Source organism: Cellulomonas fimi (genome assembly GCF_028527925.1).
Lineage (GTDB): Bacteria > Actinomycetota > Actinomycetes > Actinomycetales > Cellulomonadaceae > Cellulomonas > Cellulomonas fimi_C.
The window spans coordinates 41083-67280 of the sequence record NZ_JAPESW010000019.1; the positions used below are offsets into that span (position 1 = coordinate 41083).

At 75.5% G+C, this 26198-nt stretch carries 22 protein-coding genes and 1 pseudogene; 13 read left to right on the forward strand and 10 right to left on the reverse strand.

Annotated features, from left to right (window positions below; genetic code table 11):
- Nucleotides 1–97: 97 nt before the first annotated feature.
- The 4 genes from OMK64_RS10765 to OMK64_RS10780 are packed head-to-tail and all read right to left on the reverse strand — an operon-like array spanning nucleotide 98 to nucleotide 2562.
- Nucleotides 98–454, reverse strand: coding sequence for a PRC-barrel domain-containing protein (locus tag OMK64_RS10765; RefSeq protein WP_272728274.1), 357 nt, complete (start codon nucleotides 452–454; stop codon nucleotides 98–100).
- Nucleotides 441–881: a hypothetical protein gene (locus tag OMK64_RS10770; protein WP_272728276.1), complete on the reverse strand. Its 441-nt coding sequence runs from the start codon at nucleotides 879–881 to the stop codon at nucleotides 441–443. Before OMK64_RS10770 ends, OMK64_RS10765 begins: the two co-directional genes overlap by 14 nt.
- Nucleotides 878–2107: an Nramp family divalent metal transporter gene (locus OMK64_RS10775; RefSeq protein WP_272728278.1), complete on the reverse strand. Its 1230-nt coding sequence runs from the start codon at nucleotides 2105–2107 to the stop codon at nucleotides 878–880. Before OMK64_RS10775 ends, OMK64_RS10770 begins: the two co-directional genes overlap by 4 nt.
- Nucleotides 2104–2562 carry a hypothetical protein gene (locus OMK64_RS10780; protein WP_272728280.1) on the reverse strand — a complete coding sequence of 153 codons (459 nt, stop codon included), beginning with the start codon at nucleotides 2560–2562 and terminating at the stop codon, nucleotides 2104–2106. The genes OMK64_RS10775 and OMK64_RS10780 overlap by 4 nt, the downstream gene beginning before the upstream one ends.
- 111 nt (nucleotides 2563–2673) lie before the next feature.
- Here OMK64_RS10780 and OMK64_RS10785 point away from each other — a divergent pair, with 111 nt between their 5' ends.
- The 6 genes from OMK64_RS10785 to OMK64_RS10810 all read left to right on the forward strand — a co-directional run bounded on the left by OMK64_RS10785 (nucleotide 2674) and on the right by OMK64_RS10810 (nucleotide 9233).
- Entirely contained in the window at nucleotides 2674–2898 is a 225-nt protein-coding gene (locus OMK64_RS10785; RefSeq protein WP_272728282.1) for a hypothetical protein, read from the forward strand.
- Nucleotides 2899–2900: 2 nt separating this feature from the next.
- Nucleotides 2901–4088 carry a zinc-dependent alcohol dehydrogenase gene (locus OMK64_RS10790; protein WP_272728284.1) on the forward strand — a complete coding sequence of 396 codons (1188 nt, stop codon included), beginning with the start codon at nucleotides 2901–2903 and terminating at the stop codon, nucleotides 4086–4088.
- 19 nt (nucleotides 4089–4107) lie between these two features.
- Entirely contained in the window at nucleotides 4108–5163 is a 1056-nt protein-coding gene (locus OMK64_RS10795; RefSeq protein ID WP_272728286.1) for an NAD-dependent epimerase/dehydratase family protein, read from the forward strand.
- A 163-nt stretch (nucleotides 5164–5326) separates the two neighbouring features.
- A complete protein-coding gene (locus OMK64_RS10800) occupies nucleotides 5327–7780 on the forward strand; it encodes a nucleic acid/nucleotide deaminase domain-containing protein (RefSeq protein ID WP_272728288.1) in 2454 nt (817 codons plus the stop codon).
- A gap of 45 nt (nucleotides 7781–7825) precedes the next feature.
- A complete protein-coding gene (locus OMK64_RS10805) occupies nucleotides 7826–8356 on the forward strand; it encodes a DsbA family protein (protein WP_272728290.1) in 531 nt (176 codons plus the stop codon).
- A 43-nt stretch (nucleotides 8357–8399) separates the two neighbouring features.
- Nucleotides 8400–9233 (forward strand): SDR family NAD(P)-dependent oxidoreductase, encoded by an 834-nt coding sequence (locus OMK64_RS10810; protein WP_272728292.1) that lies wholly within the window; start codon nucleotides 8400–8402, stop codon nucleotides 9231–9233.
- Nucleotides 9234–9301: 68 nt separating this feature from the next.
- On the opposite strand, the gene nhaA is transcribed toward OMK64_RS10810, so the two are convergent.
- Nucleotides 9302–10681, reverse strand: a complete 1380-nt coding sequence (gene nhaA, locus OMK64_RS10815; RefSeq protein ID WP_272728295.1) for a Na+/H+ antiporter NhaA — start codon at nucleotides 10679–10681, stop codon at nucleotides 9302–9304.
- Between the two features lie 174 nt (nucleotides 10682–10855).
- Here nhaA and OMK64_RS10820 point away from each other — a divergent pair, with 174 nt between their 5' ends.
- On the forward strand, nucleotides 10856–11623 hold the full coding sequence (locus OMK64_RS10820; RefSeq protein WP_272728297.1) for a DUF2510 domain-containing protein: 768 nt from the start codon (nucleotides 10856–10858) through the stop codon (nucleotides 11621–11623).
- 1 nt (nucleotide 11624) lies between these two features.
- Here OMK64_RS10820 and ppk2 read toward each other — a convergent pair whose 3' ends face one another.
- Nucleotides 11625–12473, reverse strand: a complete 849-nt coding sequence (ppk2, locus tag OMK64_RS10825) for a polyphosphate kinase 2 (RefSeq protein ID WP_272728299.1) — start codon at nucleotides 12471–12473, stop codon at nucleotides 11625–11627.
- 110 nt (nucleotides 12474–12583) lie between these two features.
- Between ppk2 and OMK64_RS10830 the strand changes: the two genes are divergently transcribed.
- The 6 genes and pseudogenes from OMK64_RS10830 (at nucleotide 12584) to OMK64_RS10855 (ending at nucleotide 21775) form a co-directional block, all read left to right on the forward strand.
- A complete protein-coding gene (locus OMK64_RS10830) occupies nucleotides 12584–12988 on the forward strand; it encodes a TOBE domain-containing protein (RefSeq protein WP_272728301.1) in 405 nt (134 codons plus the stop codon).
- The gene (gene modA / locus OMK64_RS10835; protein WP_272728303.1) at nucleotides 12985–13836 is read left to right on the forward strand and encodes a molybdate ABC transporter substrate-binding protein; all 852 of its coding nucleotides are present in this window, start codon (nucleotides 12985–12987) and stop codon (nucleotides 13834–13836) included. Before OMK64_RS10830 ends, modA begins: the two co-directional genes overlap by 4 nt.
- Before the next feature lie 86 nt (nucleotides 13837–13922).
- Nucleotides 13923–14714: an ABC transporter permease gene (locus OMK64_RS10840; RefSeq protein WP_272728306.1), complete on the forward strand. Its 792-nt coding sequence runs from the start codon at nucleotides 13923–13925 to the stop codon at nucleotides 14712–14714.
- 50 nt (nucleotides 14715–14764) lie between these two features.
- Nucleotides 14765–15862, forward strand: a pseudogene (locus OMK64_RS10845) (ABC transporter ATP-binding protein); the annotation flags it as partial.
- A gap of 137 nt (nucleotides 15863–15999) precedes the next feature.
- Nucleotides 16000–17385: an MFS transporter gene (locus OMK64_RS10850; RefSeq protein ID WP_272728310.1), complete on the forward strand. Its 1386-nt coding sequence runs from the start codon at nucleotides 16000–16002 to the stop codon at nucleotides 17383–17385.
- 31 nt (nucleotides 17386–17416) lie between these two features.
- A complete protein-coding gene (locus OMK64_RS10855; RefSeq protein WP_272728312.1) occupies nucleotides 17417–21775 on the forward strand; it encodes a bifunctional nitrate reductase/sulfite reductase flavoprotein subunit alpha in 4359 nt (1452 codons plus the stop codon).
- Between the two features lie 40 nt (nucleotides 21776–21815).
- Here the strand turns inward: OMK64_RS10855 and OMK64_RS10860 are convergent, their stop codons facing one another.
- From OMK64_RS10860 to OMK64_RS10875, 4 genes are all read right to left on the reverse strand, one after another.
- The gene (locus OMK64_RS10860; RefSeq protein WP_272728314.1) at nucleotides 21816–23465 is read right to left on the reverse strand and encodes a molybdopterin-dependent oxidoreductase; all 1650 of its coding nucleotides are present in this window, start codon (nucleotides 23463–23465) and stop codon (nucleotides 21816–21818) included.
- A gap of 83 nt (nucleotides 23466–23548) precedes the next feature.
- The gene (locus OMK64_RS10865; RefSeq protein WP_272728316.1) at nucleotides 23549–23995 is read right to left on the reverse strand and encodes an HIT family protein; all 447 of its coding nucleotides are present in this window, start codon (nucleotides 23993–23995) and stop codon (nucleotides 23549–23551) included.
- Nucleotides 23996–24041: 46 nt separating this feature from the next.
- Nucleotides 24042–25268 (reverse strand): ABC transporter permease, encoded by a 1227-nt coding sequence (locus OMK64_RS10870; protein WP_272728318.1) that lies wholly within the window; start codon nucleotides 25266–25268, stop codon nucleotides 24042–24044.
- A complete protein-coding gene (locus tag OMK64_RS10875; RefSeq protein ID WP_272728321.1) occupies nucleotides 25265–26197 on the reverse strand; it encodes an ABC transporter ATP-binding protein in 933 nt (310 codons plus the stop codon). The genes OMK64_RS10870 and OMK64_RS10875 overlap by 4 nt, the downstream gene beginning before the upstream one ends.
- Between the last annotated feature and the right edge of the window lies 1 nt (nucleotide 26198).

Genomic DNA, 26198 nt, shown 5'->3' on the forward strand with positions numbered 1-26198 from the left:
CGGCACGGCGGCAGCGTAGGGGACGACCAACGCCGCGACCGGGCGCCCGCCGTCGACCGTGCGCCCGGGTGTGCGGCACGCCGAGAGCGGCCACGTGTCACACGTGGCGGTGCGCGCCCTCCGGGAAGGCGGGGGACCAGCGGCGGTAGCCGTCAGCGAGGACGACCGCGTCGGCGTCGGCGGTCGCGACGTGCTCCCAGTGCACGAGGAACGTGCCGCGGTGCCGCCATCGCAGCCAGCGGGCCAGGACCGCGGGTGAGCGGACGTCCGACCGCTCGTAGCCGAGGAACGACGAGCCGGTGCGCGGGCTGATGATCAGCCCGTGCACGCGCGGCTGGACGAGGAGGCCGCCGTCGAGCGGTCCGTCGAGCACGAGCCGGACGTCGACGACGTAGCCGAGCGGGTCGCCCGACGGCGCGCGGACGGGTGCGTCGAGCAGGTCACTCAGGAGCATGACGACCTCCCGGGATGCGCCCGATCACGTGGTCCCGGACCCACCGCTCGACCCACAGGACGTCGAGGTCCTGGCCGCGGACCCCGAGCCGGACCGTCGTGCCGACGTCGGCGACGTGCCGCCACAGGATGCGGTGCAGCCGGGACGCCGGCGGTCGGCCGCCGAAGACACGCGTCGCGAGGACCGGGCCCGACAGGAGGGCCGCGACGTGCACGGGCGTGTCGCCGACGAGGGGTCCGGAGGTGCCGGCGGGCGGCACGAGCTCGAGATCGTCGACGGTCGCGACGGGCACCTCGTCGGCGTCGAGCGTCTGCCGGTCGAGCAGGTGCAGCCGGGCGTCGAGGACGCGGCCGGCGGGGCGCGGTCCCAGCGGGAGCGTCGCGGACGGGTCGTGGGGGAGCGCCGAGCGGCGCACGCGTGGGCTCATGACCCGCCTCCGGTGGCGATCAGCAGCGGGATCGCCGCGAGGGACGCGGCGAGGATGATGACGAGGTAGACGAGCGCGAGGGCGTTCGTCGCGCGCCCGTTGACGTGCCTCCCCATGTACTCGGGGTCGTTCGCGACGAGCAGGATCGGCAGGTAGGTGAGCGGCAGCGCGACGGCCGAGAAGACGACGGAGAGCTCCGTCACGCGGATCGGGTCGACGCTCGTCATGAGGACGAGGACCGCGATCAGCAGGGCGATGATCATCGCCAGGTGGAACCGCGCCGCCTGCGCCGGTCGCCGGTACTTGCCCCACGACCAGCCGAAGAACTGCGCGAGCGTGTAGCCCGACGACAGGCCCGTCTCGAGCGCGGCCCCGAAGGTCGCGGCGACGATCCCGACGATGACGACGGCGAGCGCGAGCTTGCCGCCCGCGAGCGCGACGGGCAGCACGATCTGGGACAGCGACGACACCTCGACCGACCGCGGCAGGAAGACCACGGCGGCGCACGCGGCGATCGCGATCGACAGGATGCCGCCGAACGGGAAGCCGACGAACACGTTGACGCGCGACTGCGCGACGTCCTTGACGGTCCACCTCTCCTCGCGCGCGCCGGACGAGAAGAAGAACACCTCGTACGGAGTCATCGCGGCGCCGAACAGCGCGATCGCGAAGTACCAGTACGACGCGGGTCCCTCGTCACCCGGCACGGTCGGGGACAGCGCCTGGTCGGCGAGCTCCGACCAGTCGGGACCGAGCAGGAACAGCGCGACCGCGAAGACGACGAGGGTCAGCCCCAGCAGACCGGTGACGTTCTCCAGCACGGAGAACTTGGTGCGCCAGATGACGAGCCACACCGCGAGCGCCGCGACGGGGATCCACAGCCGCGGCTCGACGCTCGACGCGAGCTGCAGCGCGAGCGCGATGCCGCCGACCTCCGCGGTCAGCGTGAGCAGGTTGATGAGGAACGACGCGACGAGGTTCGCGCCCGCGGTCCGGGGGCCCAGGCGCTCGCGGATGATCTCGAACGTCGCACGCTCCGACACGGCGGCCACGCGGCCGGACATCTGCGCGAACAGGCATATCCCGACGACGCCGACCACGACGACCCACGCGAGGCTGAGCCCGAACCGCGACCCGACGACGGCGTTCGTGACGAGGTCGCCGATGTCGAGGAACCCGCCGATGGCGGTGAGCACGCCGAGCGCGACGCCGAGCAGACGCTTCACGACGCCTGCTCCAGCGCCGTGGAGAGGTCGTCGACGATCGTCGCGGCCTCGTCGAGCGCGGCGGTGACCTCGGCGGCCGAGCCGCCGGCACCCGTCGCCCACGCGCGCGCCGCCGCGACCGCGGCCTCCGCGTCGTGCACGGCCGCGAGCGCCTCGGCCTGCTGCTCGGTCCCGGGACCGGGCGCGGGGACGAGCGTCGCGACGGCTCCGGCGGCGTCCTGGAGGACGTTCAGCTGGTCGAGCAGCGCGGTGTCGACGGTCGTCGCGGTGGCCCGGTCGCGGTCGAGGAGGTCGGTCGCCACCAGCGCCGTCTCGACCGCCGACGTGACCGGGGCGAGGGCGTCGGCGAGCGCGCGGGCGTCGTCGGCGGGCGCCTGCGTCGACGGCACGGCGCAGCCGGCGAGCGCGGCGGCGACGAGGAGCGTCCCGAGGCCCGCGCGGCGTGGGACCTGCATGGACGCATCGTGGCGTCGCGACGGCGGGGCCGCACGTGGAGCGGCCGCGGTCGTCGCGGGTGACGGCTCGCTCGAGATGCGCGGCGGTGCGCACGGTGTGACCGTGGCGGGATGACGACGCCTGACGACACCCCGACCACCCCCGACGACGGCACGCTGCCCCCGGACGACACGAGCACCCCCACGGCGCGCTCGGTCGAGGGCGAGACGCCCGATCCCGACGCCGACCCGGACATGCTCAACCCGCGCACGGGTGCAGCGGCCTCCGGCGAGGACGGGACGGGCTACGACGACCCCGACGCGGACCCGGCGAACCTCAACCCCCGGGAGGGCTGAGGATGCGGGCCCTCACCTGGCAGGCCCGCGAGAAGGTGTCGGTCGAGACCGTGGCCGACCCGACGATCCAGGAACCCACGGACGCGATCGTCCGCGTGACGTCGACCGCGATCTGCGGCTCCGACCTGCACCTGTACGGCTTCCTCGGCGCGTACCTCGACAAGGGCGACATCCTCGGGCACGAGGCGATGGGCGTCGTCGAGGCCGTCGGGCCGGGCGTGCAGAACCTGCGGGTCGGTGACCGGGTCGTGGTGCCGTTCGGCATCGCGTGCGGCACCTGCTTCATGTGCCGCCGCGGCCTGCAGTCGCAGTGCGAGACGACGCAGGTGCACGAGCAGGACAAGGGCGCGGCGCTGTTCGGCTACACGTCGCTGTACGGCAGCGTCCCGGGCGGGCAGGCGCAGTACCTGCGCGTCCCGCAGGCCCACTACGGGCCCGTCGTGGTGCCCGACGACGGCGAGCCCGACGAGCGCTACCTCTACCTGTCCGACGTGCTGCCGACCGCGTGGCAGGCCGTCGAGTACGCCGATGTCCCCGCGGGCGGCAGCGTGCTCGTCGTCGGGCTCGGCCCGATCGGCCAGATGGCGGCACGCATCGCACGGCACCGTGGTGCGGGTCGCGTCATCGGCGTCGACCTGGTGCCCGAGCGGATCGCGATGGCCCGCCGGCACGGCATCGAGGTGGTCGACGCGCGCGAGGACGTGCTCGAGGCGGTCCGCGACCTCACCGAGGGTCGCGGTGCGGACGCGGCGATCGACGCCGTCGGCATGGAGGCGCACGGATCGCCGGTGGCGGCCGGGGCGCAGCGTGCGGCCGTCGTCCTGCCCGACGCCGTCGCACGGCCGTTCATGGAGAAGGCCGGCATCGACCGGCTCGCGGCGCTGCGCACCGCGATCGTGTGCGTGCGGCGCGGCGGCACCGTCTCGGTGTCGGGCGTCTACGGCGGGGCGGTCGACCCGTTCCCGCTCATGGACATCTTCGACCGGCAGCTCACGTTCCGGTTCGGGCAGGCCAACGTGCGCCGCTGGACCGACGCGATCCTGCCGCTCGTGACCGACCCCGCGGACCCGCTCGGCGTGCTCGACCTGCGCACCCACCGGGTGCCGCTCGAGGAGGCGCCGGCGGCGTACGAGATGTTCCAGAAGAAGGAGGACGGCTGCATCAAGGTCGTCCTGGACCCGGGCGCATGAGTCGAGGCGGGGGCGTGGCATGAGGGTGGTCGTGGTCGGTGCGAGCGGGAACGTCGGCACCGCGGTGCTGCGGCGGCTGCGCGAGGACGCGACCGTCACGTCGGTCGTGGGCGTCGTGCGGCGCACGCCCCGCACGACGCCGCCCCCGCCGTACGACGTCGCGTCGTGGGTGTCCGTCGACATCGGGGCGCGCGTGCCGGACGACGAGGTCGTCGCCGACCTGGCCCGCGCGTTCGCCGGGGCCGACGCCGTCGTGCACCTCGCGTGGGCGATCCAGCCCAGCCACGACCGGCGCCGGCTGGCCGACGTCAACGTCACGGGCACGCGCCGCGTGCTCGAGGCCGTGGTGCGCGCGGGGGTCCCGCACGTCGTGGCCGCGTCGTCGATCGGTGCGTACTCACCGGCGCCCGACGACGTCCCCCGCTCCGAGGGCTGGGCGACCGACGGCGTGCGCAGCTCGCAGTACAGCGTCGACAAGGCCGCGCAGGAGCGGCTGCTCGACGAGTACGAGGAGCAGCACCCCGCGCTCGCCGTGGCACGGCTCCGGCCAGCGCTGATCTTCCAGCGCGCCGCGGGGCACGAGATCACCGGCCTGTTCCTCGGGCCGTTCGTGCCCGAGCGGATCCTCGGCGGCAAGGTGCCCGTCCTGCCGTGGCCCGCGGGCGTCCGGCTGCAGGCCGTGCACGCCGACGACGTCGCGTCCGCCTACCGCGAGGCCGTCGTCCGCCAGGTGCGCGGCGCGTTCAACGTCGCCGCTCCGGAGATCCTGCACGCGGAGGACGTCGCGCGCGTCGTCGGCGGCGAGGACACCCCCGTGCGGGAGGTGCCGGTCCCCGTCGTGCGGGCCGCGCTCGCGACCGCGTGGCACGCGCGCGTCGTGCCCGTCGGGCCGGGCTGGCTCGACATGGCGGTGAACGCGCCGATCCTCGACACGTCGCGCGCCGAGCGCGAGCTCGGGTGGCACGCGACCTGGTCCGCGGTCGACGCGGTCCGGGACGTCGTCGGGGGCATGGTCGACGGCGCGGGCACCGCGAGCCCTCCGCTCCTGCCCCGACGCCTCCCGCGCCGGCGCTGACGCCCCGGGCGCTGGTCCGCGCGGGCAGGCGTCCCTGCCCCCTCGGGCATGCGACCCTGCCCCCTCGGGCACGCGACCCTGCCCCGGCGGACGCTCCGCGGCGTGCTGCGCCGGTGTCCGGGCGCCCTCGACCATGGTCGAGACCCCGCGCGAGGAGGCGGCGATGTCCACGGACGGCGTCAAGGTGCGGGCGGCGGCCGACGCCGACCATGCGCGTGCGCGCGCCCCCGCCGCCGGACGGACGGGCGACCGCGCAGGTCCACGCCCTCGACCGGCGGCCTCGCACGCGGCGCTGCTCGCGCTGCAGCGTGGTGCGGGCAACGCCGCCGTGGCGCGGGCGCTCGGCGCCGGTGCCGCAGCGCGGGCAGCGGACGGCGAGACGCCCAGTTCGGCCGCCGGACCGCAGGCGCTGCCCGGTGTCACGACGCCAGGCTCCACGGCGACCCCCGACGCCCGAGGCACCGCGCTGGACGCAGGACGGCCCGCGCCCCCGCCGCGTGCGCCCGGCCCGGTCGGAGCCGGTCCCGCCCCCGTCCTCCAGCGTGGCGTGTGGGACACGGTCGCGGGCGCCGCCGACGCCGCGGCGGCCGGGCTGCGGACCGAGGTGCTCGGCACGATCGGCCGCTGGGCACGCGAGATCCCCGGCTACGGGGTGCTGTGCGTGGCGCTCGGACGGGACCCGGTGACGGGCCGCACCGTGCCGCGCGACGCGACCACCGTGGTCGGGGCGCTCGTCGGGCTGGTGCCGGGTGGGCACGCGCTGTGGGAGAACCTGCAGCAGTCCGGCGCCGTCGAGCGGGCGGGTGCGTGGGTCGCACAGGAGCTCGACCGGCTGGGGCTCACGTGGGACGCGGTCCGTGGGGTCTTCGCGCGGGCGTGGGACGCGGTCAGCGCGAGCGACCTCCTCGACCCGGCGGGTCTGTGGGAACGGCTGGCCGGGATCCTCGAGGGCCCGGTGGCGCGCCTTCGCGCCTTCGCGAGCGCGGCGGGCAGCAAGCTCATGGAGCTCGTCGTCGAGGGCGTCATGTCGTCCGCAGGCGGCTTCGGTGCGCAGGTCATGGGCGTCCTGCGCGGTGCCGGGGACGTCCTCGGCACGATCGTGCGCGACCCCGTCGCGTTCGCGGGCAACCTCGTGGGCGCGGTCCGCACGGGTCTCGGCCAGTTCGCGGGCAACATCCTCGGCCACCTGCGCACCGGTCTGATCGGCTGGCTGACCGGCGCGCTGCGTGGTGCGGTCCAGCTGCCGGCGCGCCTGGACCTCGGCGGCATGCTGTCGCTCGTCACGAGCCTGCTCGGGCTGACGTGGGAGGGGATCCGCCAGCGGGTCGTCCGGCTCGTCGGCGAACCTGTGGTGCACGCCGTCGAGACCACCGTCGACTGGGTGCGCACGCTCGTGGAGCGCGGCGTCGGCGGCATCGTCGACCGCCTCCGCGACATGGTCTCAGGCCTCCTCGACACCGTCCTCGGAGGGATCCGTGACTGGGTCGCCCGGACGGTCGTGGGTGCCGCGATCACGCGGCTCGTGTCGATGTTCAACCCCGCGGGCGCCGTCATCCAGGCGATCCTCGCCGTCTACAACACCGTGCAGTTCGCGCTCGAGCGCGCGCAGCAGCTCGCCGCGTTCGCGCAGTCCGTCGTCGGGTCGGTCTCCGCGATCGCCCGGGGCAGCATCGGGGCGGCCGCCGACGCCGTCGAGCAGTCGCTCGCCCGGGCGGTGCCCGTCGTGCTCGGGTTCCTCGCCCGGCTCATCGGGCTCGGTGACGTCGCGGCACCGGTGCGGGCGGTGATCGAGCGCGTGCGCGGCGTGGTCGACGGCGTCGTGGACCGGGTCGTCGGCTGGGTCGCCGCTCTCGCCCGCCGCGTCGGCGGCGCGGTGCGCGGACGCGGCGGCACGGCGGCCGCGGGGCAGGCGGCGGGGGCAGCGCCGGGGGAGCAGGCCACCCCCGACGGCAAGCAGGTGGCGGTCGCGTCCGCGATCACCGCAGTCGAGGAGGTCGCGGCGGCCGGCGGGGGCACCCCGGCCGTCGTCCGCGCCCTCCCGGGCATCAAGGCCCGCTTCGGGCTCGCGTCGCTCGTCGCCGAGCAGGCGCCCGAGGGCCTCTCGGTGACCGCCACGATCAACCCGACGTCGACCAAGGTCGTGCCGCCCACGCTCCTGCCGGGCCAGCTTCGGCCACCGCCGACCGCGCCGTGGGGCGCCGCCCGAGGCTCGGTCGACGCCGCGATGCTGACCCGTGCCGTCGGCTACCGCGCCGGCACGGCACTCGACCTCGCGAGCTTCCGCACGAACTTCGCGGTGTTCCGGATCCGCCACAACGGCACGGTGACGTACCTCCAGTCCGCGAACGACCCCGGGGCGCTGCACTCCGAGGCTCGGCTGCTCCAGCAGCTCGAGGCGCTCGCGGGCCCGCGCTGGTACCTCAACAAGGCCGTCGTGATCGAGCAGGTGTACACCGAGCGCATGCCGTGCTCGAGCTGCGGGCCGCACCTGCGCAACGTCGAGCGCGCGCAGCTGCGCGTGGACCCCGCCTCGGCGATCAGCGTCTTCTACTCCGTGCTCTCGACGACGCGCCCGGACCAGCGGGCGTCCGAGCTGATGGCGAAGTACGGCCCCTGACGGGCGCGGACGTCGAGGCGGCCGGTGTGGGGCAGGATCGGGGGCATGACGCCTGACCTCGCCCCCGAGCGGCACGTCTACGGCAACCCGGACGCCCCCGTCACGATCCTCGAGTTCGGCGACCTCGAGTGCCCCTACTGCCGGGCCGCGGCTCCCGTCCTGCGCGAGGTCGTCGACACGTCGGACGGCCTCGCGCGCCTGGTGTGGCGGCACTTCCCGCTGTTCGAGGTGCACCCGTACGCGCTCACGGCCGCCCTCGCGTCGGAGGCCGCGGCGAGCGTCGGGCGGTTCTGGGACCTCCAGCGGGTGCTGCTCGAGCACCAGGACCGGCTGGCCGAGCCGGACCTGCGTCGCTACGCGCGCGACCTGGGCATCGACCCCGCGATCGTCGCGGGCGAAGCGGCGCAGGCGTTCGCCCCGGCCGTCGAGTCCGACTACCTCGCGGCCGTCGAGCAGGGCGTCCGGGGCACGCCGACGATCCTGGTCGACGGCGTGGTGCAGCCGGGCCGCGCCCGGGTCGAGACGCTGCGCGCCGCGGTCGAGGCCGCCGCGCGACGACGCGGCGTGACCGCCTGAGCGTCGGTCGGCGCGCTCGCGGGACGTGCGGCAGCATGGCCCGGTGACCACCGACGCGACCCTCCCCGTCCCCCGGACCGCCCTCGTGACCGGCGCCGGCCGCGGCATCGGACGCGGCGTCGCGCTCGGCCTCGCGCGGGCCGGCTGGGCCGTCGCGCTGGTCGGGCGCACGCGCGCGCACCTCGACGAGGTCGCCGAGGAGGTCGCGGCGACCGGTGCGCGCGTGGCCGTCGCGGCGGGCGACCTGATCGACGCCACCGCGGTCCTGGACGCCGTCGCGCGCGTCGAGACGGCGTTCGAGGACCTCGGCGGCGTCGGCCTGCTGGTGAACAACGCAGGCGTCATCGAGCGCGCCGAGGTGCCGTTCGCGGACGACGACGTCGAGGACACGTGGCGCGTCGTCGAGACGAACGTGCGCGGTCCGCTGCTGGTCACGCGCGCGGTGCTGCCGGGCATGCTCGCGCGCGGCGGCGGGCGCGTGCTCAACATGAACTCCGGCGCGGGCGTCAACCCGGGCCGCGCGTACACCGGCTACTACGTCAGCAAGGGCGCGCTCGCGCGGCTCACGACCATGCTGGACGCGCAGTACCGCGACCAGGGCCTGCGGGTGCTCGACCTCGCGCCGGGCGTCGTGGCGACCGACATGACGGGCGGCATGCCGGCGCACGACGGGCGCACCGAGTGGACGCCCGTCGAGGACGTCGCCGAGCTGGTCCGCGCGTTCGGCGACGGCGAGCTCGACGACCTGTCGGGCCGGTTCGTGCGCGCCGGCGCGGACACGCCCGCGTCGCTGCGGGCCGCGGCGGACCGCCTGCTCGCGACGGACGCGCGGCGGCTGCGGCTGCCGACGTGGGGCGACGACGACCCGCTCGCCTGACCCGCCGGCTCAGCCCCCGGCTCGGCGCGGCCGACCGGTCGATCCCGCTCGCGCGCGGGCCGCGGGCGTCACTCCGGCGCGCGCCAGGGGAGCGGCGGGAGCGCGGGCGGGGGACCGTCGGTCGCGGGCGAGCACAGCGGCAGCTTCTCGCCGAGCCAGCGCAGCAGCACGGACCCCGCGACCGCGGCGACGAGCGAGCCCGCGAGGATGCCGATCTTCGCCTCCGACAGGACGTCGGGCTGGTCGCCGAACGCGAGCTGCGCGATGAACAGGGAGATCGTGAACCCGATGCCCGCGAGGACGGCCCCGCCGAGCAGGTGCCCGTACCGGACGCGGCCGGGGAGGTCGCCCAGGCCCGCGCGGATCGCGAGCGTCGAGGCGCCGGTGATGCCCACCGCGTTGCCGACGACGAGCGCGACCGCCACGCCGATCGTCACGCGGGACCCCGCCGCGTCGGCCAGCGTCTGCGCGTCGAGCACGACGCCCGCGTTCGCGAGCCCGAACAGCGGCACGACGAGGTACGCGGACCACGGGTGCAGGATCCGCTGCAGGCGGTCGCTCGTCGGCACGGCCGCGCGCGCGGCGAGCTCGGCGAGGTGCTCGCGCTCGGCGGTCGTCTCGTCGACCAGGTCGCCCGCGTAGACGGGCACGGCCTCGACCTGCTCGCGCTGCGGGACGGTGGCCGGCACCAGGAGCCCGACCAGGACGCCCGCGAGGGTCGCGTGCACGCCCGACGCCTGCACGGCCATCCACAGCGCGACACCGGCCAGTACGTACGGCGTCAGCTGCCAGACCCGCAGCCAGCGCATGACGGCCATGCCGACGACGACGAGCGCCGCGACGCCCAGCGCGGCGAGGTCGACGTCGTCGGAGTAGAAGACCGCCATCACGGTGATCGCGCCGATGTCGTCGACGATCGCGAGCGTGAGCAGGAACAGTCGCAGCCGGTCGGGGCAGCGCGGGCCGAACAGCGCGAGGACGCCGACGAGGAACGCGGTGTCGGTCGACATGACCACGCCCCAGCCGTGCGCGGCGTCCGTCCCGGCGGTGAACGCGAGGTAGATGAGCACCGGGACGAGCAGGCCGCCGAGCGCCCCGAGCGCGGGCACCGCGACGGTGCGGCGGTCGCGCAGCTCGCCGCTCGTCGCCTCGCGCGAGATCTCGAGCCCGACCACCGCGAAGAAGACCGCCATCGCCGCGTCGTTGACCCAGTGGTGCAGGTCGAGCTCGAGCGACATCCCGCCGACGTGGAAGCCCGCGGTCGTCTCCCACAGCGCCTCGTAGGCGTCCGCCCACGCGCTGTTCGCCCACACGAGCGCGAGCACGGTCGCCGCGAGGAGCACGACCGCGCTGCCCGCCTCGGTCGAGAGGAACCGCCGGACGGACGGGTTGAGGGACGGGACGCGGACGCGCAGCGCCGGCCCGGGCGTCGTGGGGGGAGCCGTCACGGGCCCAACGTCGCAGGTGCGGGCGCGGTCCCGCAATCCGTGCCGGCCGCGCGCGAAGCCCGGGTCGCCCACGATCGCGCTCGTTGGGCCGAACCGGTGGTCCTCTCCGCCCACGGGCGCGCGGACCCGGCCCCGACGCTAGGGTCCGCCTGTCCCGCCGCCGAGGAGCCCTCCATGACGACGCCCGCGTCCCCACCCGCCGCCTGGTACCCCGACCCGCACGACGCGGCGCAGCTGCGGTGGTGGGACGGCGGACGCTGGACGGACCACGTCGAGCCGCGGCCCGCGACCGCGGCCGTCGCGCCGGGCTTCCCCGCGGCCGGCCCGGCGGCGCCGACGGCCGCGACGGCGGTCGTCCCGCAGGTCGCGCAGGCGCACGCGTGGAGCCCCCAGGCGTCCGCGTGGTCGGCGCCCGCGGGTGCACCGGGGGTGTCCGGGTCACCCGCGGCCGCGGCCGCCGGTGCGTTCTCGACGCCGGCCGCCTCGTACGCGCCCGCGTCGACCGTCGGAGCCGGGTCGGCCGGCGGCGGCTTCACTCCCGCGTCGGCCGCGGACCCCTACGCGCCGACGTCGACCCTCGGCGGCTACCAGCCGGTCGGCGCGTACGGGCGCGTCCCGGCCGGCCCGACGTCGTGGGGCGGGACCCCGACGGGCGGTGCGCCGTGGGGCGCCGCGGTCGACGCGACGAACAAGTACGCGACGTGGGCGCTGGTCGCCGGCGTCGTCGTCCTCGTCATCATGCTGTTCACGCACTACGTCCTCGCGTCGGGGCTCGCGATCTGGGTCGGGGCGAAGGGCGTCGCGCGGGCGCGTGCGATCCGGCGGGAGGGGCACCCGACCGCGGTCGGCATGGCGCGGTCGGTCGTCGGGCTGTGCCTGTCGGTCGGGGGCGCGCTGCTCTACCTGCTCACGCTCGGGCTGGAGCTCTCGCTCGGGATGTGAGTCAGAGGTTCTTCTCCGGGTCGCCCAGGAGCTGCGCGACGTGGTCCGGCACGTACGTCGAGAGCTCGCGCGGCGGACGCTGGTAGCCGTTCGACGCGGCAGGCCGGTCGGGCAGGTGGACCTCCTCGTGGGGCACGTCCGTGTACGGGATGGTCGAGAGCAGGTGGGACATCATGTTGAGCCGCGCGTGCTTCTTGATGTCGGACTCGACGATGTACCAGGGGCACGCGGGCACGTCGGTGTGCACGAGCATCTCGTCCTTGGCGCGCGAGTAGTCCTCCCACCGGCTGATCGACTCCAGGTCCATCGGGCTCAGCTTCCACTGCCGGACCGGGTCGTTCAGCCGTGACTTGAACCGCCGCAGCTGCTCGGAGTCGGACACCGAGAACCAGTACTTGCGCAGCAGGATCCCGTCCTCGACGAGCATCTGCTCGAAGATCGGCGTCTGGCGCATGAACCGCGAGTACTCCTGCGGCGTGCAGAAGCCCATGACCTTCTCGACGCCCGCGCGGTTGTACCAGGAGCGGTCGAACAGCACGATCTCGCCCGCGGCGGGCAGGTGGGTCACGTACCGCTGGTAGTACCACTGGCCCTTCTCGCGCTCGGTCGGCGTCGGCAGGGCCGCGATGCGCGCGACGCGGGGGGACAGGTACTCGGTGATCCGCTTGATGGTGCCGCCCTTGCCGGCCGCGTCGCGTCCCTCGAAGATCACGACGACGCGCGCCCCGGTGTGCCGCACCCACTGCTGGACCTTGACGAGCTCGGCCTGGAGGCGGAACAGCTCGGCCTCGTAGACCTCGTTCGAGATCTTCCCGTCGTGGCGCTTGGCGCCCTTGCCCTTCTTCGCCATGACGGGACGCTACTGCTGGTCGCGGCTCCGCGCGGCCCGATCGACCGCACTCCGCTCCCGCGGAACTTCGGCCCTCGTCCTGCCGCAGATGCGGACTAGGATCGCTGCTCGTGACGCGTTTCCGGATCAGCGAGGCCGCCGAGCTGCTCGGGGTCAGTGACGACACCGTGCGCCGGTGGGTCGACGCGGGCGTCCTCGACACCGCACCCGACGACGCGGGCCGCGCGACCGTCGACGGTGCCGCGCTGGCCGTCGTCGCCGTGGAGCGGGCCCACGCGCCCGCCGACCCGACCTCGCGCGGCACCTCCGCGCGCAACCGGCTCCCCGGCCTCGTCACGCGGGTCGTCACGGACACGGTGATGGCGCAGGTCGAGATGCAGTGCGGCCCGTTCCGCGTCGTGTCGCTCATGTCGACCGAGGCGGTGCGCGAGCTCGGCCTCGAGGTCGGGTCGCTCGCGGTCGCGGTGGTGAAGGCGACGACGGTCGTGGTGGAGACGTCGGGAGGCGCGCGGTGAGCGTCCGCCGGGGGAGGCACCGGATCGCCGCCGCCGCGGCAGCGGTCGCCGCCGCGGTCGGGCTCGTCGCGCTGGCCGGCTGCTCGACCGCGCCCCGGGAGGTCCGGCCGGGGGCGACCACCGCCGCGAGCGGTTCCGCGACCGGGCTGACCGGGACGCTCACCGTGTTCGCGGCCGCGTCGCTGACCGGTGCGTTCGACGAGCTCACCGCCGACTTCGCGGCGCAGCACCCCGGGGTCGACGTGCGGCCCGTCACCTACGACGGTTCCTCGACCCTCGCGACGCAGCTCGTCGAGGGCGCCCGCGCCGACGTCTTCGCCTCGGCCGACGAGGCGACCATGGCGACGGTCGACGACGCCGGCCTCGTGGACGGCGCACCGACGCTCTTCGCGACGAACACGCTGCAGATCGCCGTGCCGGCCGGGAACCCGGAGCTGATCGCCTCCGTCGCCGACCTCGCGGTGCTCGCGTCGTCGGGCGGCCGCGTCGTGCTGTGCGCCGCGCAGGTGCCGTGCGGCGCCGCGTCCCAGGAGGTCCTCGCGTCCGCGGGCGTGACGCTGACGCCCGCGAGCGAGGAGCAGAGCGTCACCGCGGTGCTCACCAAGGTCGCGGCGGGGGAGGCCGACGCGGGGCTCGTCTACCGCACCGACGTGCTGGCGGCGGGCGACGACGTCGAGGGCGTCGACGTCGACGAGGCCGCGACCGCCGTCAACCGCTACCCGATCGCCGTGCTCGGCACCGGGAGCCGCTCGTCGCAGGACGCCGTGGTCGCGCAGGCGTTCGTCGACCTCGTGCTGTCGGACGCGGGCCGGCAGGTTCTCGCCGACCGGGGGTTCGTCACGCCGTGACGACCGGGACGCCCGCGACCGGCCCGTCGGCGCCCCCGGCCGCGCCGGCCGGCGACGTGCGCGCGTCGCGGCCCGCGGACCCTCCGGTGAGCGTGACCCCGCTCCTGCTGCGGCTGCCCGCGGCGCTCGCGCTGGGGCTCCTCGTGCTGCCCGTCGTCGCGCTCGTCGTGCGCGCCGACTGGGGATCGCTGCCCGCCGACGTCACCTCGCCCGAGGCGCTGTCCGCGCTCGGGCTCTCGCTCGTGACGTCGACCGCGTCGACCGTCGCGTGCCTGGTGCTGGGGGTGCCCCTCGCCGTGGTGCTGGCCCGGTCCCGCGGGTGGACGGCCGACGTCCTGCGCGCGCTCGTGACGCTGCCCCTCGTCCTCCCGCCGACCGTCGGCGGCATCGCGCTGCTGTTCCTCCTGGGCCGCCGCGGGCTGCTCGGGCAGACGCTCGACGCGTGGTTCGGCGTCACCATCCCGTTCACGACGCTCGCCGTCGTCATCGCGCAGACGTTCGTCGCGATGCCGTTCCTCGTCCTGGGCGTCGAGGGGGCGCTGCGCACGGTCGGCACGCGCTACGAGACGGTCGCGGCGACGCTCGGCGCGGGCCGGTGGACGGTGCTGCGCCGCGTGACGCTGCCGCTCGTCGCGCCGGGCCTGGTCAGCGGCACGGTGCTGTGCTTCGCGCGGGCGCTCGGCGAGTTCGGCGCGACCGCGCTGTTCGCGGGCAGCACCGCGGGCGTGACCCGGACCATGCCGCTCGCGATCTACGCGGCGTTCAACGGCGCGGGCGTCTCGCAGGGCACGGCCGTCGCCCTGTCGCTGCTGCTCGTCGCCGCCGCGGTCGCGGTGCTGCTCGCCGCGCGCGCGTGGCGACCCGGGCGGGCCGCGTGAGCGGCGGGGAGCCGGCCGGCGCTGCCGGCCAGGGGACGGGGACGCCGGGTGCGGTGACCGCGGACGTCCGGGTCCGGCGCGGGGTGCTCGCGCTCGACGCCACGCTGCGCGTCGAGCCCGGGACGGTCGTCGCGGTGCTCGGCCCGAACGGCGCGGGCAAGTCCACGCTGCTCGACGTCCTCGCGGGCCTGCTCGTGCCGGACGACGGCACGGTCCGGACGGGGGAGCGGGTGCTCACCGACGTCCGCGCCGGCGGCCGGGCGACGGTCGTGCGTCCTGAGCGCCGGTCGGTGGGGCTGCTCGGCCAGGACCCGCTCGTCTTCCCGCACCTGACTGCGCGCGAGAACGTCGCCTTCGCGGTCCGGGCGCGCGGCGGCACGAACGCGCGGGCGGCGCGGACCGAGGCGGACGACTGGCTCGCCCGCGTCGACCTGGGCGGGCTCGCGGACCGGCGGCCCGCTGCGCTCTCCGGCGGGCAGCGTCAGCGCGTCGCGCTCGCCCGCGCGCTCGCCGCGCGTCCAGCCGCGCTGCTGCTCGACGAGCCGTTCGCGCAGCTCGACGTCCGGACGGCGGCCGCGCTGCGGGACGTCGTCCGGCAGCAGGTCCGCGCCACCGGGACCGCCGCCGTGCTCGTCACGCACGACGCGCTCGACGCGCTCACGCTCGCCGACGAGGTGCTGGTGCTCGTCGACGGCACGGTCGTGGAGCGCGGCCGGCCGGTCGACGTGCTCTCCGACCCCGCGCACCCGTTCACGGCAGCGCTGGGCGGCACGAACCTCCTGCTCGGCACCGTCGCCGACGACGCCCGCGGCCCGGTCCTCGTCACCGCCGACGGCCTGCGCGTCCCGTGCCCCCCCGCCCTCGCCGCCGGGACGCCCGCGCGCCTGACCTTCGCGCCGTCGGCCGTCGAGGTGCGGTCGGGCGGGGAGCAGGCACCGGGCTCGTCGGGCGGGCCGGCAGGGACCGCACGCTGGTTCGCGCGCGTCGTCGACCTCGAGCCCGGCACGACCGGGGTGCGCGTCCGGACGACCGGCGACGTCCTCGTGGACGTCCGCCCCGCCGACCTCGCGGCGCTCGACCTCCGCCTCGGTGCCCCGCTCGCCCTCGCCGTGCCGCACACCCAGCAGCGCCTCCGCCCCCGCCGCTGAGGGGCACAACCTCACAGCCCTCGTCGGCGCCGCGTGCGCGAAGTGTTCCCGGCGCGCAACGGATCCGGTGGGCGGGACGAAACACGCCGTTCGTAGCGTCGCCTGCGTCCGAGCCCCCATCCCTCCCGGAGGTCCCCATGGCGACACCGCTCGCGACCACCGACGCCGCAGCGTCGGCCCCGACCACCACCGGCGCGACCCCCGTCGCGACCGGAGCCCCGCTCACCGTCCGCCCCGGCCGCTGGATCGACGGCTGGAACCCCGAGGACACCGCCCAATGGCGGTCCGTCGGCAAGGCGATCGCGACCCGCAACCTCGGCCTGTCGATCTTCGCCGAGTTCCTCGGGTTCGCCGTCTGGGCCCTGTGGAGCATCGTCGTGCCCCGGCTGCCCGCGGCCGGCTTCGAGCTGAGCGTCGACCAGATGTTCTGGCTGATCGCCGTGCCGAGCCTCGTCGGCGCGTCGCTGCGCATCCCCTACACGTTCGCGGTCCCGGTGTTCGGCGGCCGCAACTGGACGATCGTGTCGGCGCTCCTGCTGCTCGTCCCCACGAGCGCGCTCGCGATCGCGGTGCAGAACCCCGAGACGTCGTTCGGCGTGCTGCTCGGCATCGCGGCGCTCGCGGGCGTCGGCGGCGGCAACTTCGCGTCGTCCATGGCGAACATCTCGTTCTTCTACCCGGAGGCGGAGAAGGGGCGGGCGCTGGGCCTCAACGCGGCAGGCGGCAACATCGGCACGGCCGCGGTGCAGTTCGCGGTACCGCTCGTCGTCGTGGGTGCGGCGGGCCTGCAGCTCGAGCGCGCGGGGCTGATGTTCATCCCGCTCGCGCTCCTGGCCGCGTTCCTGGCCTGGCGGTTCATGGACAACCTGTCGAACGCGAAGGCCGACCCGCGGGCGTACGGCGTCGCGACGCGCGACAAGCACACCTGGATCATCTCGTTCATCTACATCGGCACGTTCGGGTCGTTCATCGGCTTCTCCGGGGCGTTCCCGACGCTGCTCCAGGGCCAGTTCCCCGAGGTGACGCTGTCGATCGCGTTCGCCGGGGCGCTCGTCGGCTCGGTCGCGCGGCCCGTCGGCGGCATCCTCGCGGACCGGTTCGGCGGCTCGACCGTCACCATCGCCGCGTTCGCGGTCATGGCCGCGGGCACGATCGGCGCGATCTTCGCGCTGCGGGCGCACCACTTCCTCGGGTTCTTCCTGTCCTTCCTGCTGCTGTTCGTCGCGACGGGCGCGGGCAACGGGTCGGTCTACCGGATGATCCCGGCGGTGTTCCGGTTCGGGGCGACGGACGAGACGCGCGCGAGCCGCGCGAAGGCCGCAGCCGGCTGCATCGGCATCGCGGGCGCGGTCGGCGCGATCGGCGGGTTCCTCGTGCCCCGCGGGTTCGCCGTCTCGACGTCGCTGACCGGGAACATCCAGGCGGCACTCTGGGTGATCGTCGGGACGTACGCGGTCATGGCCCTCACCACGTGGGCGGTCTACCAGCGTCGCGGCTCGGCCTTCGGCTCCACCGTCATCTGACCCTGCCCCCGACCTCGGAGGACTCCTCAGCGTGACGGCGATCGCGACCGCGCAGCACGAGCACACGGCGACGACCCAGGTCGCGACCGTGTGCTCGTACTGCGGTGTGGGCTGCGGCGTGCTGCTCGACGTCGTCGACGACGGCGCGGGCCGCACGGTCCGCAGGGCCAGCGGCGACAAGGCGCACCCGGCGAACCACGGGCGCCTGTGCACCAAGGGCGCGACGACGGCCGACCTGCTCGCCGCGGGCGGGCGGCTGTCGACGGCGCTCGTGCGCCCCGAGCGCGGCGCGGAGCCCGTCCCGACGGGCGTCGACGAGGCGGTCGCGACCGTCGCGCGCCGGCTGCGGGAGATCGTCGACCGCGACGGTCCCGACGCCGTCGCGCTGTACGTCTCGGGGCAGATGAGCATCGAGGCGCAGTACCTCGCGAACAAGCTCGCCAAGGGGTACCTGCGGACCAACCAGATCGAGTCGAACTCGCGGCTGTGCATGGCGAGCGCGGGGACCGGCTACAAGCTCTCGCTGGGCTCGGACGGGCCGCCCGGGTCGTACGACGACCTCGACCACGCGGACGTGTTCCTCGTGATCGGCGCCAACATGGCCGACTGCCACCCGATCCTGTTCCTCCGGCTGCTCGACCGGGTCAAGGCGGGCGCGAAGCTGATCGTCGTCGACCCGCGCCGCACGGCGACCGCGGAGAAGGCCGACCTCTTCCTGCAGGTGAAGGCGGGCACGGACATCGCGCTGCTCAACGGCCTGCTGCACCTGCTGGTCGAGGCGGGCGCGGTCGACGAGGAGTTCGTCGCGGCGCACACCGAGGGCTGGGACGCGATGCCCGAGCTCCTCGCGGACTACCCGCCGGACGTCGTCGCGGGCATCACCGGCGTGCCGGAGGACGAGCTGCGGGCGGCGGCGGCGCTGATCGCGGGCGCTGACAGCTGGGTGTCGTGCTGGACCATGGGCCTCAACCAGTCGACGCACGGCACGTGGAACACGAACGCGCTGGTCAACCTCCACCTCGCGACAGGCGCGATCTGCCGGCAGGGGAGCGGGCCGTTCTCCCTGACGGGTCAGCCCAACGCGATGGGCGGGCGCGAGATGGGCTACATGGGCCCGGGCCTGCCGGGTCAGCGCACGGTGCTCGACGCCGCGGACCGGGCGTTCGTCGAGGACCTCTGGGGGCTGCCCGACGGCACGATCCGGTCCGACGGCGTCGGGCGGGGCACGATCGAGATGTTCGAGCGCATGGCCGCGGGCGACATCAAGGCCTGCTGGGTCATCTGCACCAACCCCGTCGCGTCGGTCGCGAACCGCCGCACCGTGATCGAGGGGCTCGAGAACGCCGAGCTCGTCGTCACGCAGGACGTCTACGCCGAGACCGAGACCAACGCCTACGCCGACGTCGTGCTCCCCGCGGCGATGTGGACCGAGGCCGACGGCGTCATGGTCAACAGCGAGCGCAGCATGACGCTCGCCCGCCGCGCGCTGGACGCGCCCGGCGAGGCGCTGCCCGACTGGGTGCTCATCGCGCGCGTCGCGACCGCGATGGGCTACGACGGCTTCGCGTACGCCTCGTCGGAGGAGGTGTTCGAGGAGATCCGCCGGACGACCAACCCCCGCACCGGCTACGACCTGCGCGGCGTCACGTACGACCGCCTGCGCACGGCACCCGTGCAGTGGCCGTCCGCGTCCCCCGACGGGCCTGCCCGCAACCCCGTGCGGTACCTCAACGACGGCGTCCACCAGCCGCTCCTGGTGCACGACGACGGCACCGTCCCGCGCCTGCGGTTCGCGACGCCGTCGGGTCGGGCCGTCTTCCACCCGCGCCCGCACCTGCCCGCGAAGGAGATGCCGGACGACGACTACCCGTTCCTGCTCAACACGGGCCGCCTCCAGCACCAGTGGCACACGCTCACCAAGACGGGCCGCGTCGCCAAGCTGAACAAGCTCAATCCCGGACCCTTCGTCGAGCTGCACCCGGACGACGCGTCGCGGCTCGGGGTGCTCGACGGCGCGATCGTCGAGGTCGCGTCCCGCCGCGGCCGGGCCGTCCTGCCCGCCGTGGTCACGGACCGCGTGCGGCCAGGGGCGCTGTTCGCGCCGTTCCACTGGAACGACCTCTTCGGCGAGTACCTGTCCGTCAACGCCGTCACGAACGACGCCGTCGACCCGTTGTCGTTCCAGCCCGAGCTCAAGGTGTGCGCGGTGTCCGTCACGCTCGTCGCGCCGCCGCCCGCACCCACGGCGAGCACCCCGACGACGACCGGTGCGCCCGCCGCGGGTGCGACACCGGGCGACTCCTCGCACGCTCCCGACGGTCGCGACGGTCCCGACGGGTCGACGGGCGACGACGCCGTGACCGACGGTGCGCGGGCGATGCGCGCGCTCGCGGGCGCGCTCGGGCTGGAGGACTTCGGGCCCCCGGTGCTGGGCGACGACGAGCGCCGCTACCTCGCGGGCTTCCTCGCCGGTCTCGGCGGCGGCGACGTCACCGGAACGCCCGTCCTCCCGCCGACCGCGCCGCTCGACGGCACGTCCGCGCTCTGGGTCGACGGGCTGCTCGCCGGGATGTTCTCGCGCGCACCGCGGTCGTCGTCGCGGGGCGCCACGACCGCCGGACCGGTCCGCGAGCCGGCACCCGTGCGGCCGCTCGTCGTGCTGTGGGCGTCGCAGACCGGCACGTCGGAGGAGATCGCGGTGCGCGTGGCCGCCCGGCTGGCCGACGGCGGGCGCACGCCCGAGGTCCTCGCGATGGACGACGCCGTCGGCGCGCTGCCGAGACGGGCCGACCTCGTGGTGGTCACGAGCACGTTCGGCGACGGCGACGCCCCCGACAACGGGACCTCGTTCTGGGAGGCGCTGGCCGACCCCGAGGCGCAGCGGCTCGACGGCACGCGGTTCGCCGTCCTCGCGCTCGGCGACTCGAGCTACGACCAGTTCTGCGGGCACGGCCGACGCGTCGACCGGCGGCTGGAGGAGCTCGGCGCGGAGCGCCTCGTCGACCGGGGCGAGTGCGAGCCCGGCGACGAGGACACCGCCGAGCGGTGGACCGACCAGGTCGTCGCCGTCCTGCTCGGCGGGGACGCGGCGGAGGCGGCACGGACGGACGCCGGCAGCACCGACGCGGGCACCACCGACGCCGACGCGGGCGACCTCGGCGCTGCGTGGCCCGGCGCCCCGGCGGGCCGGCTCGACGGCACCGTCACGGCCGTCGACCGCCAGACGTCCGCGCGCGACGCGGCCGACCGCTCCACCTCGGCGCGCGCGACCCGTGCCCGCCCGGGCGTCGCGCACCTCGTCGGCAACCGGCTGCTGAACCTGCCGGGCTCCGCGAAGGAGGTACGCGAGGTCTGGTTCGACACGTCCCGGTCGCCCGCGCCCCTGACCTACGCGGCGGGCGACGCGCTCGCCGTCCGGCCCGTCAACGCCGCGTCGCTGGTCGAGGAGTGGCTGGACGCGACCGGGGTGGCCGCCGACGCGCCGGTCACCGTCGAGGGGGTAGGCACGGTCCCGTTCGCGGTCGCCCTGCGCGACGAGCTCGACGTCACGCGCGCGTCCCAGGACCTCCTGAGGTTCGTCCACGAGCGCTCGGGCAGCGAGCAGCTGCGCCGGCTGCTGCGCTCCGAGAACCGCAACGACCTCGCGAAGTGGCTGTGGGGTCGGCAGGCGGTCGACGTGGTCGCGGAGCTGCGCGTCGACGCGACCGCTCAGGAGTGGGCGGACGTGCTGCGCCGCCTCCAGCCCCGGCAGTACTCGATCTCGTCGTCGCCCCTCGTCGACCCGCACCGCATCCGCCTGACGATGTCCGTCGTGCGGTACGAGGGACCGTCGGGAGCGGCGCGCGGCGGGGTGTGCTCGACGTTCCTCGCCGACGGGGGTCCGGACCTCGCGGTGTCCGCGTACGTCCAGCCGTCGACGCACTTCCACCCGCCGGCCGACCCGACGACGCCGATGATCATGGTCGGTCCGGGGACCGGCGTCGCGCCGTTCCTCGGCTTCCTGCAGGAGCGGCGCGCGCTCGGGCACCCGGGCGACAACTGGCTGTTCTTCGGCGAGCAGCACGCGGCGACCGACTTCTACTACCGCGACGAGCTCGACGCGATGCGCTCCGACGGCCTGCTCACGCGGCTCGACACGGCGTTCTCGCGCGACCAGCGGTCGAAGGTCTACGTGCAGGACCGCATGCGCGAGCACGGTCCGCAGCTCTGGGCGTGGCTCGAGCGCGGCGCGCACGTGTACGTGTGCGGCGACGCGTCGCGCATGGCGAAGGACGTCGACGCGGCGCTGCGCGAGGTCGTGTCCGTTCACGGCGGGCTCGACGCCGACGACGCGGCCGCCTACGTCAAGCGCCTGTCGTCCGAGCGCCGGTACGCGCGCGACGTCTACTGAGACGCGACGTGCCGGGTCCGGTCGCGACGCCGCACGGGTCTCAGCCGACGGTGACGCGGACCGTGTCGTAGCCCGTCGCACCGTCGGGGATCTCGCCCTGCTGCGCTCCGGTCTGCGGGCCGTCGGGGTCGAACGCCCGCACGAACAGCTGGTGCTCGCCCGGCTCCGCGGGCCAGGTCCAGCGCCACTGCCGCCACGAGTCGACGCCGCCGTCACCCGCGAGCTCCGCGTCCTGCCACTCCCCGTCGTCGACGCGCACCTGGACGCGCACGATCCCGCGGTGCTGCGCCCACGCCGTCCCGGCGACGACGACGTCACCCGCGTCGACCCGCGCCGACGGCCGCGGCACCTCGATGCGCGACTGCGTCTTGACCGGCCCGCGCTCCGACCAGCCGCGGTCCGTCCAGTACGCGGTCGCGGCGTCGAACCGCGTGACCTCGAGGTCGACCACCCACTTCGTCGCGGACACGTACCCGTACAGCCCCGGCACGACCATCCGGACGGGGAAGCCGTGCTCGGGCGGCAGCGGCTCGCCGTCCATCGCGATCGCGAGCAGCGCGTCGCGGTCGTCGGTCAGCACCTCGAGCGGCGTCGACGCGGTGAACCCGTCGACGCTGCGGGACAGCACCATGTCCGCGTCCGCCGTCGGCCGGGCGCGCGCGAGGACCTCGCGGATCGGCAGCCCGAGCCACCGCTGGTTGCCGATCAGGTCCCCGCCGACGGGGTTGGACACGCACGCGAGCGTCACCCAGGCCTCGACCAGGTCGGAGGCGATCAGCTCAGCCCAGGTGAGCTCGACCTCCTGCTCGACGAGCCCGTGCACGCGCAGCACCCACGTCGCGGGGTCGACCTGGGGCACGACGAGCGCGGTGTCGATCCGGTAGAACTCGCCCGCGGGCGTCTGCCACGGCGCCACGCCCGCGACGTCCACCTGCACGTCTGCCGGCACCGGAGCCGCGGACCGTGCGGGTGCGGGCAGGCGGAGCGCGTCCCGGGCCGCCTGCACGCCCCGCCGGGTGCCGCTCAGCGCACGGCCGACGACGACGGCCACGAGCCCCGCGGCCGTCGCGGTCCCGACCCCGACCAGGAACCCTCGCCGGGACGACCCGCGTCCGGACCCCTGGGTGCCGGGCGGCGGCACCGTCGGGAACGGCGAGTCGGGCGCGGAGCGCTGCCCGGGTGCGGGCGCACCGGCGACGGCCGTCGTGTCCGGGGCGGCACGCGTCGCCGTCGCGCGTGCGTCGACGGGCTCGTCGTCAGGCAGCCGACGGAGCAGCGCCCGCAGGGCGAGCAGACCCGCGGCGGCGCCCGCGACCGCGGGCAGCGGGGCGAGCACCCCCGCGTCGGGGCGGCCCATCGCGGCGAGCCCGACGACCGCGCCGAGCGCGACGACGACCGTCGCGCCCCACGCCCAGCGGCGGTGCGCAAGCACCCCGGCGAGCGCCGCGAGCCCGGCGAGCACGACGAGCTCGCCGATCCCGAGCACGACCTTGTCGGCCGTGCCGAACGTCGACGCCGCGAAGTCCTTGAGCCAGCCGGGCGTGGCGTCGACGAACGCGGCACCGACCGCGACCAGCGGGTCCGTCGACGGGCCGGTCAGCACGGCGACGAGCGAGCCGACGCCGAGCGTGACGACCCCCGCCGCGACGCCCGCGAGGGCGGCGGCACCGTCGCTGCGTCGCACGGTCACCTCCGGAACATCGGCCCGCACCAGGCGGGGTCGGGGTCAGGGCAGGGGGGACCGCTCGCGGCGTGCGGGCGGCGCGAGCGTCGTCAGAGCTCCGGCGACGCGAGCGCGGCGGGGACGTGCGCGCCGTGGCCGGCGTCGCGCAGCGCGGCGCGCACGCGCTCGGCGGCGGCGTCGAGGTCCTCGGCGGGCACGTCGTGCCGGGCGTTGGCGAAGGTCAGCGACGACTCGTCCCAGGCGGGCAGCACGTGCAGGTGCAGGTGGGGCACCTCGAAGCCCGCGACCAGCAGCGCGACGCGCGGGGACGACCACGCGGCCTGCTGCGCCTGCCCGACGACCTTCGCGACGCGCGTGAGGTGCGCGAGCAGGTCGTCGGACGCCTGCGTGAGCTCGACGACCTCGTCCCGCGGGACCACGAGCGTGTGCCCGTCGGTGATCGGGGCGATCGTGGTGAACGCGACGGCGACGTCGTCCGCCCACACGAACCGGCCGGGGATCTCGCCGTCGATGATCTTCGTGAAGAGCGTGGTCATGGGGCCACGCTAGGCGGTCGCACGCGATCGCGGACCGTCGTCGCGCTCAGACCGCGGTCGGCGTCCCGCGCAGCGCGTCGGTGAGCCGCATCCGCCCGCCCGAGTGCAGGACCGCGTTCGCGTAGACGCGCCCGGCGAACCACACGAGGAACGGCACGAGCGCGAGCGACAGACCGGCGGCGAGCAGGATCTCCCACGTCTCGACCGCGCCGAGCGCGACGCGCACGGGCATGATCATCGGCGCGCAGAACGGCACGAACGACAGCGCGGTGACGAGCGGGTTGTCGGGGTCCCACGGCGTGATCGAGATCGCCAGGACGTACGGGATGCCCATGACGAACAGCACGGGCGAGATCACGGAGCCGACGTCCTCCTGCCGCGACACGAGCGCGGCGAGCGCCGCGAGGAGCAGCGCGTACATGAGGAACCCGATGACGAACCACACGAGCGCCCACGCGGCGGTCGCCCCGAGGTCGAGCGTGGTCGTGTCGAGCAGCCCGAACGCCCAGGCGGTCCCACCGCCCGCGAGCACGACGAGCGCGACCTGCCCGAGCCCGATGAGACCGATGCCGAGCACCTTTCCGGCCATGAGGTGCCACGGCCGGACGGTCGCGAGCAGCAGCTCGACGACGCGGCTGGTCTTCTCCTCGACGACACCCTGCGCGACGAGCTGCCCGGCGGTCATGAGGCCGATGAACAGCAGGATCCCGGCGAGGTAGCCCGCGATGATCTGCGCGCCGTCCACCTCGGGCGGCGAGCCGAGCGTGGTCACGGACGGGGCGGCGCCGGCGACGTCGCCCGCGACCTGCCCGGGGTCGCCGCCGAGGTCGGCCACCGCGCCCGCGAGCGCCGCCTGCTGCGCGAGCGACGCGAGCACGGGCTGCAAGGGCTCGGGCACGGCGTCCTGCACGACGACGGTGAGCTCGGGGTCGGCACCCGTGACGAGCACGTCGACCTCGCCGGACGTGACCAGGTCCTCGCCCTCGGCGGTGCTGGTGACGTCGCGGACCTCGACCGGCACGCCCGCGGCCTGTGCGGTCGCGGCGAGCGGGTCGGCGACGGCGGACGCGTCGGCGACCACGCCGACGACCTGCGGCTCGGGCTCCCGGTTGCCGACGAGCCCGGCGACGACGCCCGCGAGCACCACGGCGGCGACGAGCGCGAGCGTGGTCCACAGGAACGGCTTGGAGCGCAGCCGCGTGCTGATCTCGCGGCCCGCGACGAGCCGGACGGCCGCGCCGGCGGTGAGGTCGGTGTCCTGCGTCGTGCTCATGCGCGGGCTCCCGCCTGCTCGGGCGTCTCCGCCGTGACGACGTGCCGGTACAGCTCGGTGAGGGTCGGCCGGAGGACCGCGAACTCGCGCACGGGTCCCGCGGCGAGCGCGGCGCGCAGCAGCTGCTGGTCGACGTCGGCCGGTGCCCCGCTGACGGCCTCGACGACGACGCGCCCGTCGTCCGCGCCGTCGGACAGCCGCGCGGTCGGCACGGCGGGCAGCCAGTCGGCCGCGGGTGGTCCGTCGACGACCCACCGCCGGTCGCCGGTGCTGCGCAGCTCGTCGATCCCGCCGACGGCGACCATCGACCCCGCGCGGACGATCCCGACGCGGTCCGACAGCCGCTCGACGAGCTCGAGCTGGTGCGACGAGAAGATGACCGGCACCCCCGCCGCGGCCTGGTCGCGCAGCACGGTGCTCATGACGTCGACGGCGACGGGGTCGAGCCCGGAGAAGGGCTCGTCGAGCACGAGGATCTCGGGGCGGTGCACGAGCGCGGCGGCGAGCTGCACGCGCTGCTGGTTGCCGAGCGACAGCTTGAGCACCTCGTCGTCGCGCCGCGCGGCGACGCCGAGCACCTCGGTCCAGCGCTCCATCGAGGCACGCGCCGCAGCGGGGTCGAGGCCGTGCAGCCGCGCGAGGTAGACGAGCTGCTCGCCGACCTTCATCCGCGGGTACAGCCCGCGTTCCTCGGGCATGTAGCCGATGCGCCGCCGCACGGCGTGGTCGACGGGCCGGCCGTCCCACGTCACCGTGCCGGAGTCGGCGGCGAGCACGCCGACCGCGATCCGCATCGTCGTGGACTTGCCGGCGCCGTTGGAGCCGACGAACCCGAAGATCTCGCCGGCGCGCACGTCGAACGTCATGCCCCGCAGGGCCTGGACGTCGCCGTACGCCTTGGTCAGGGCGTCGAACGCGAGGGTGGCCACG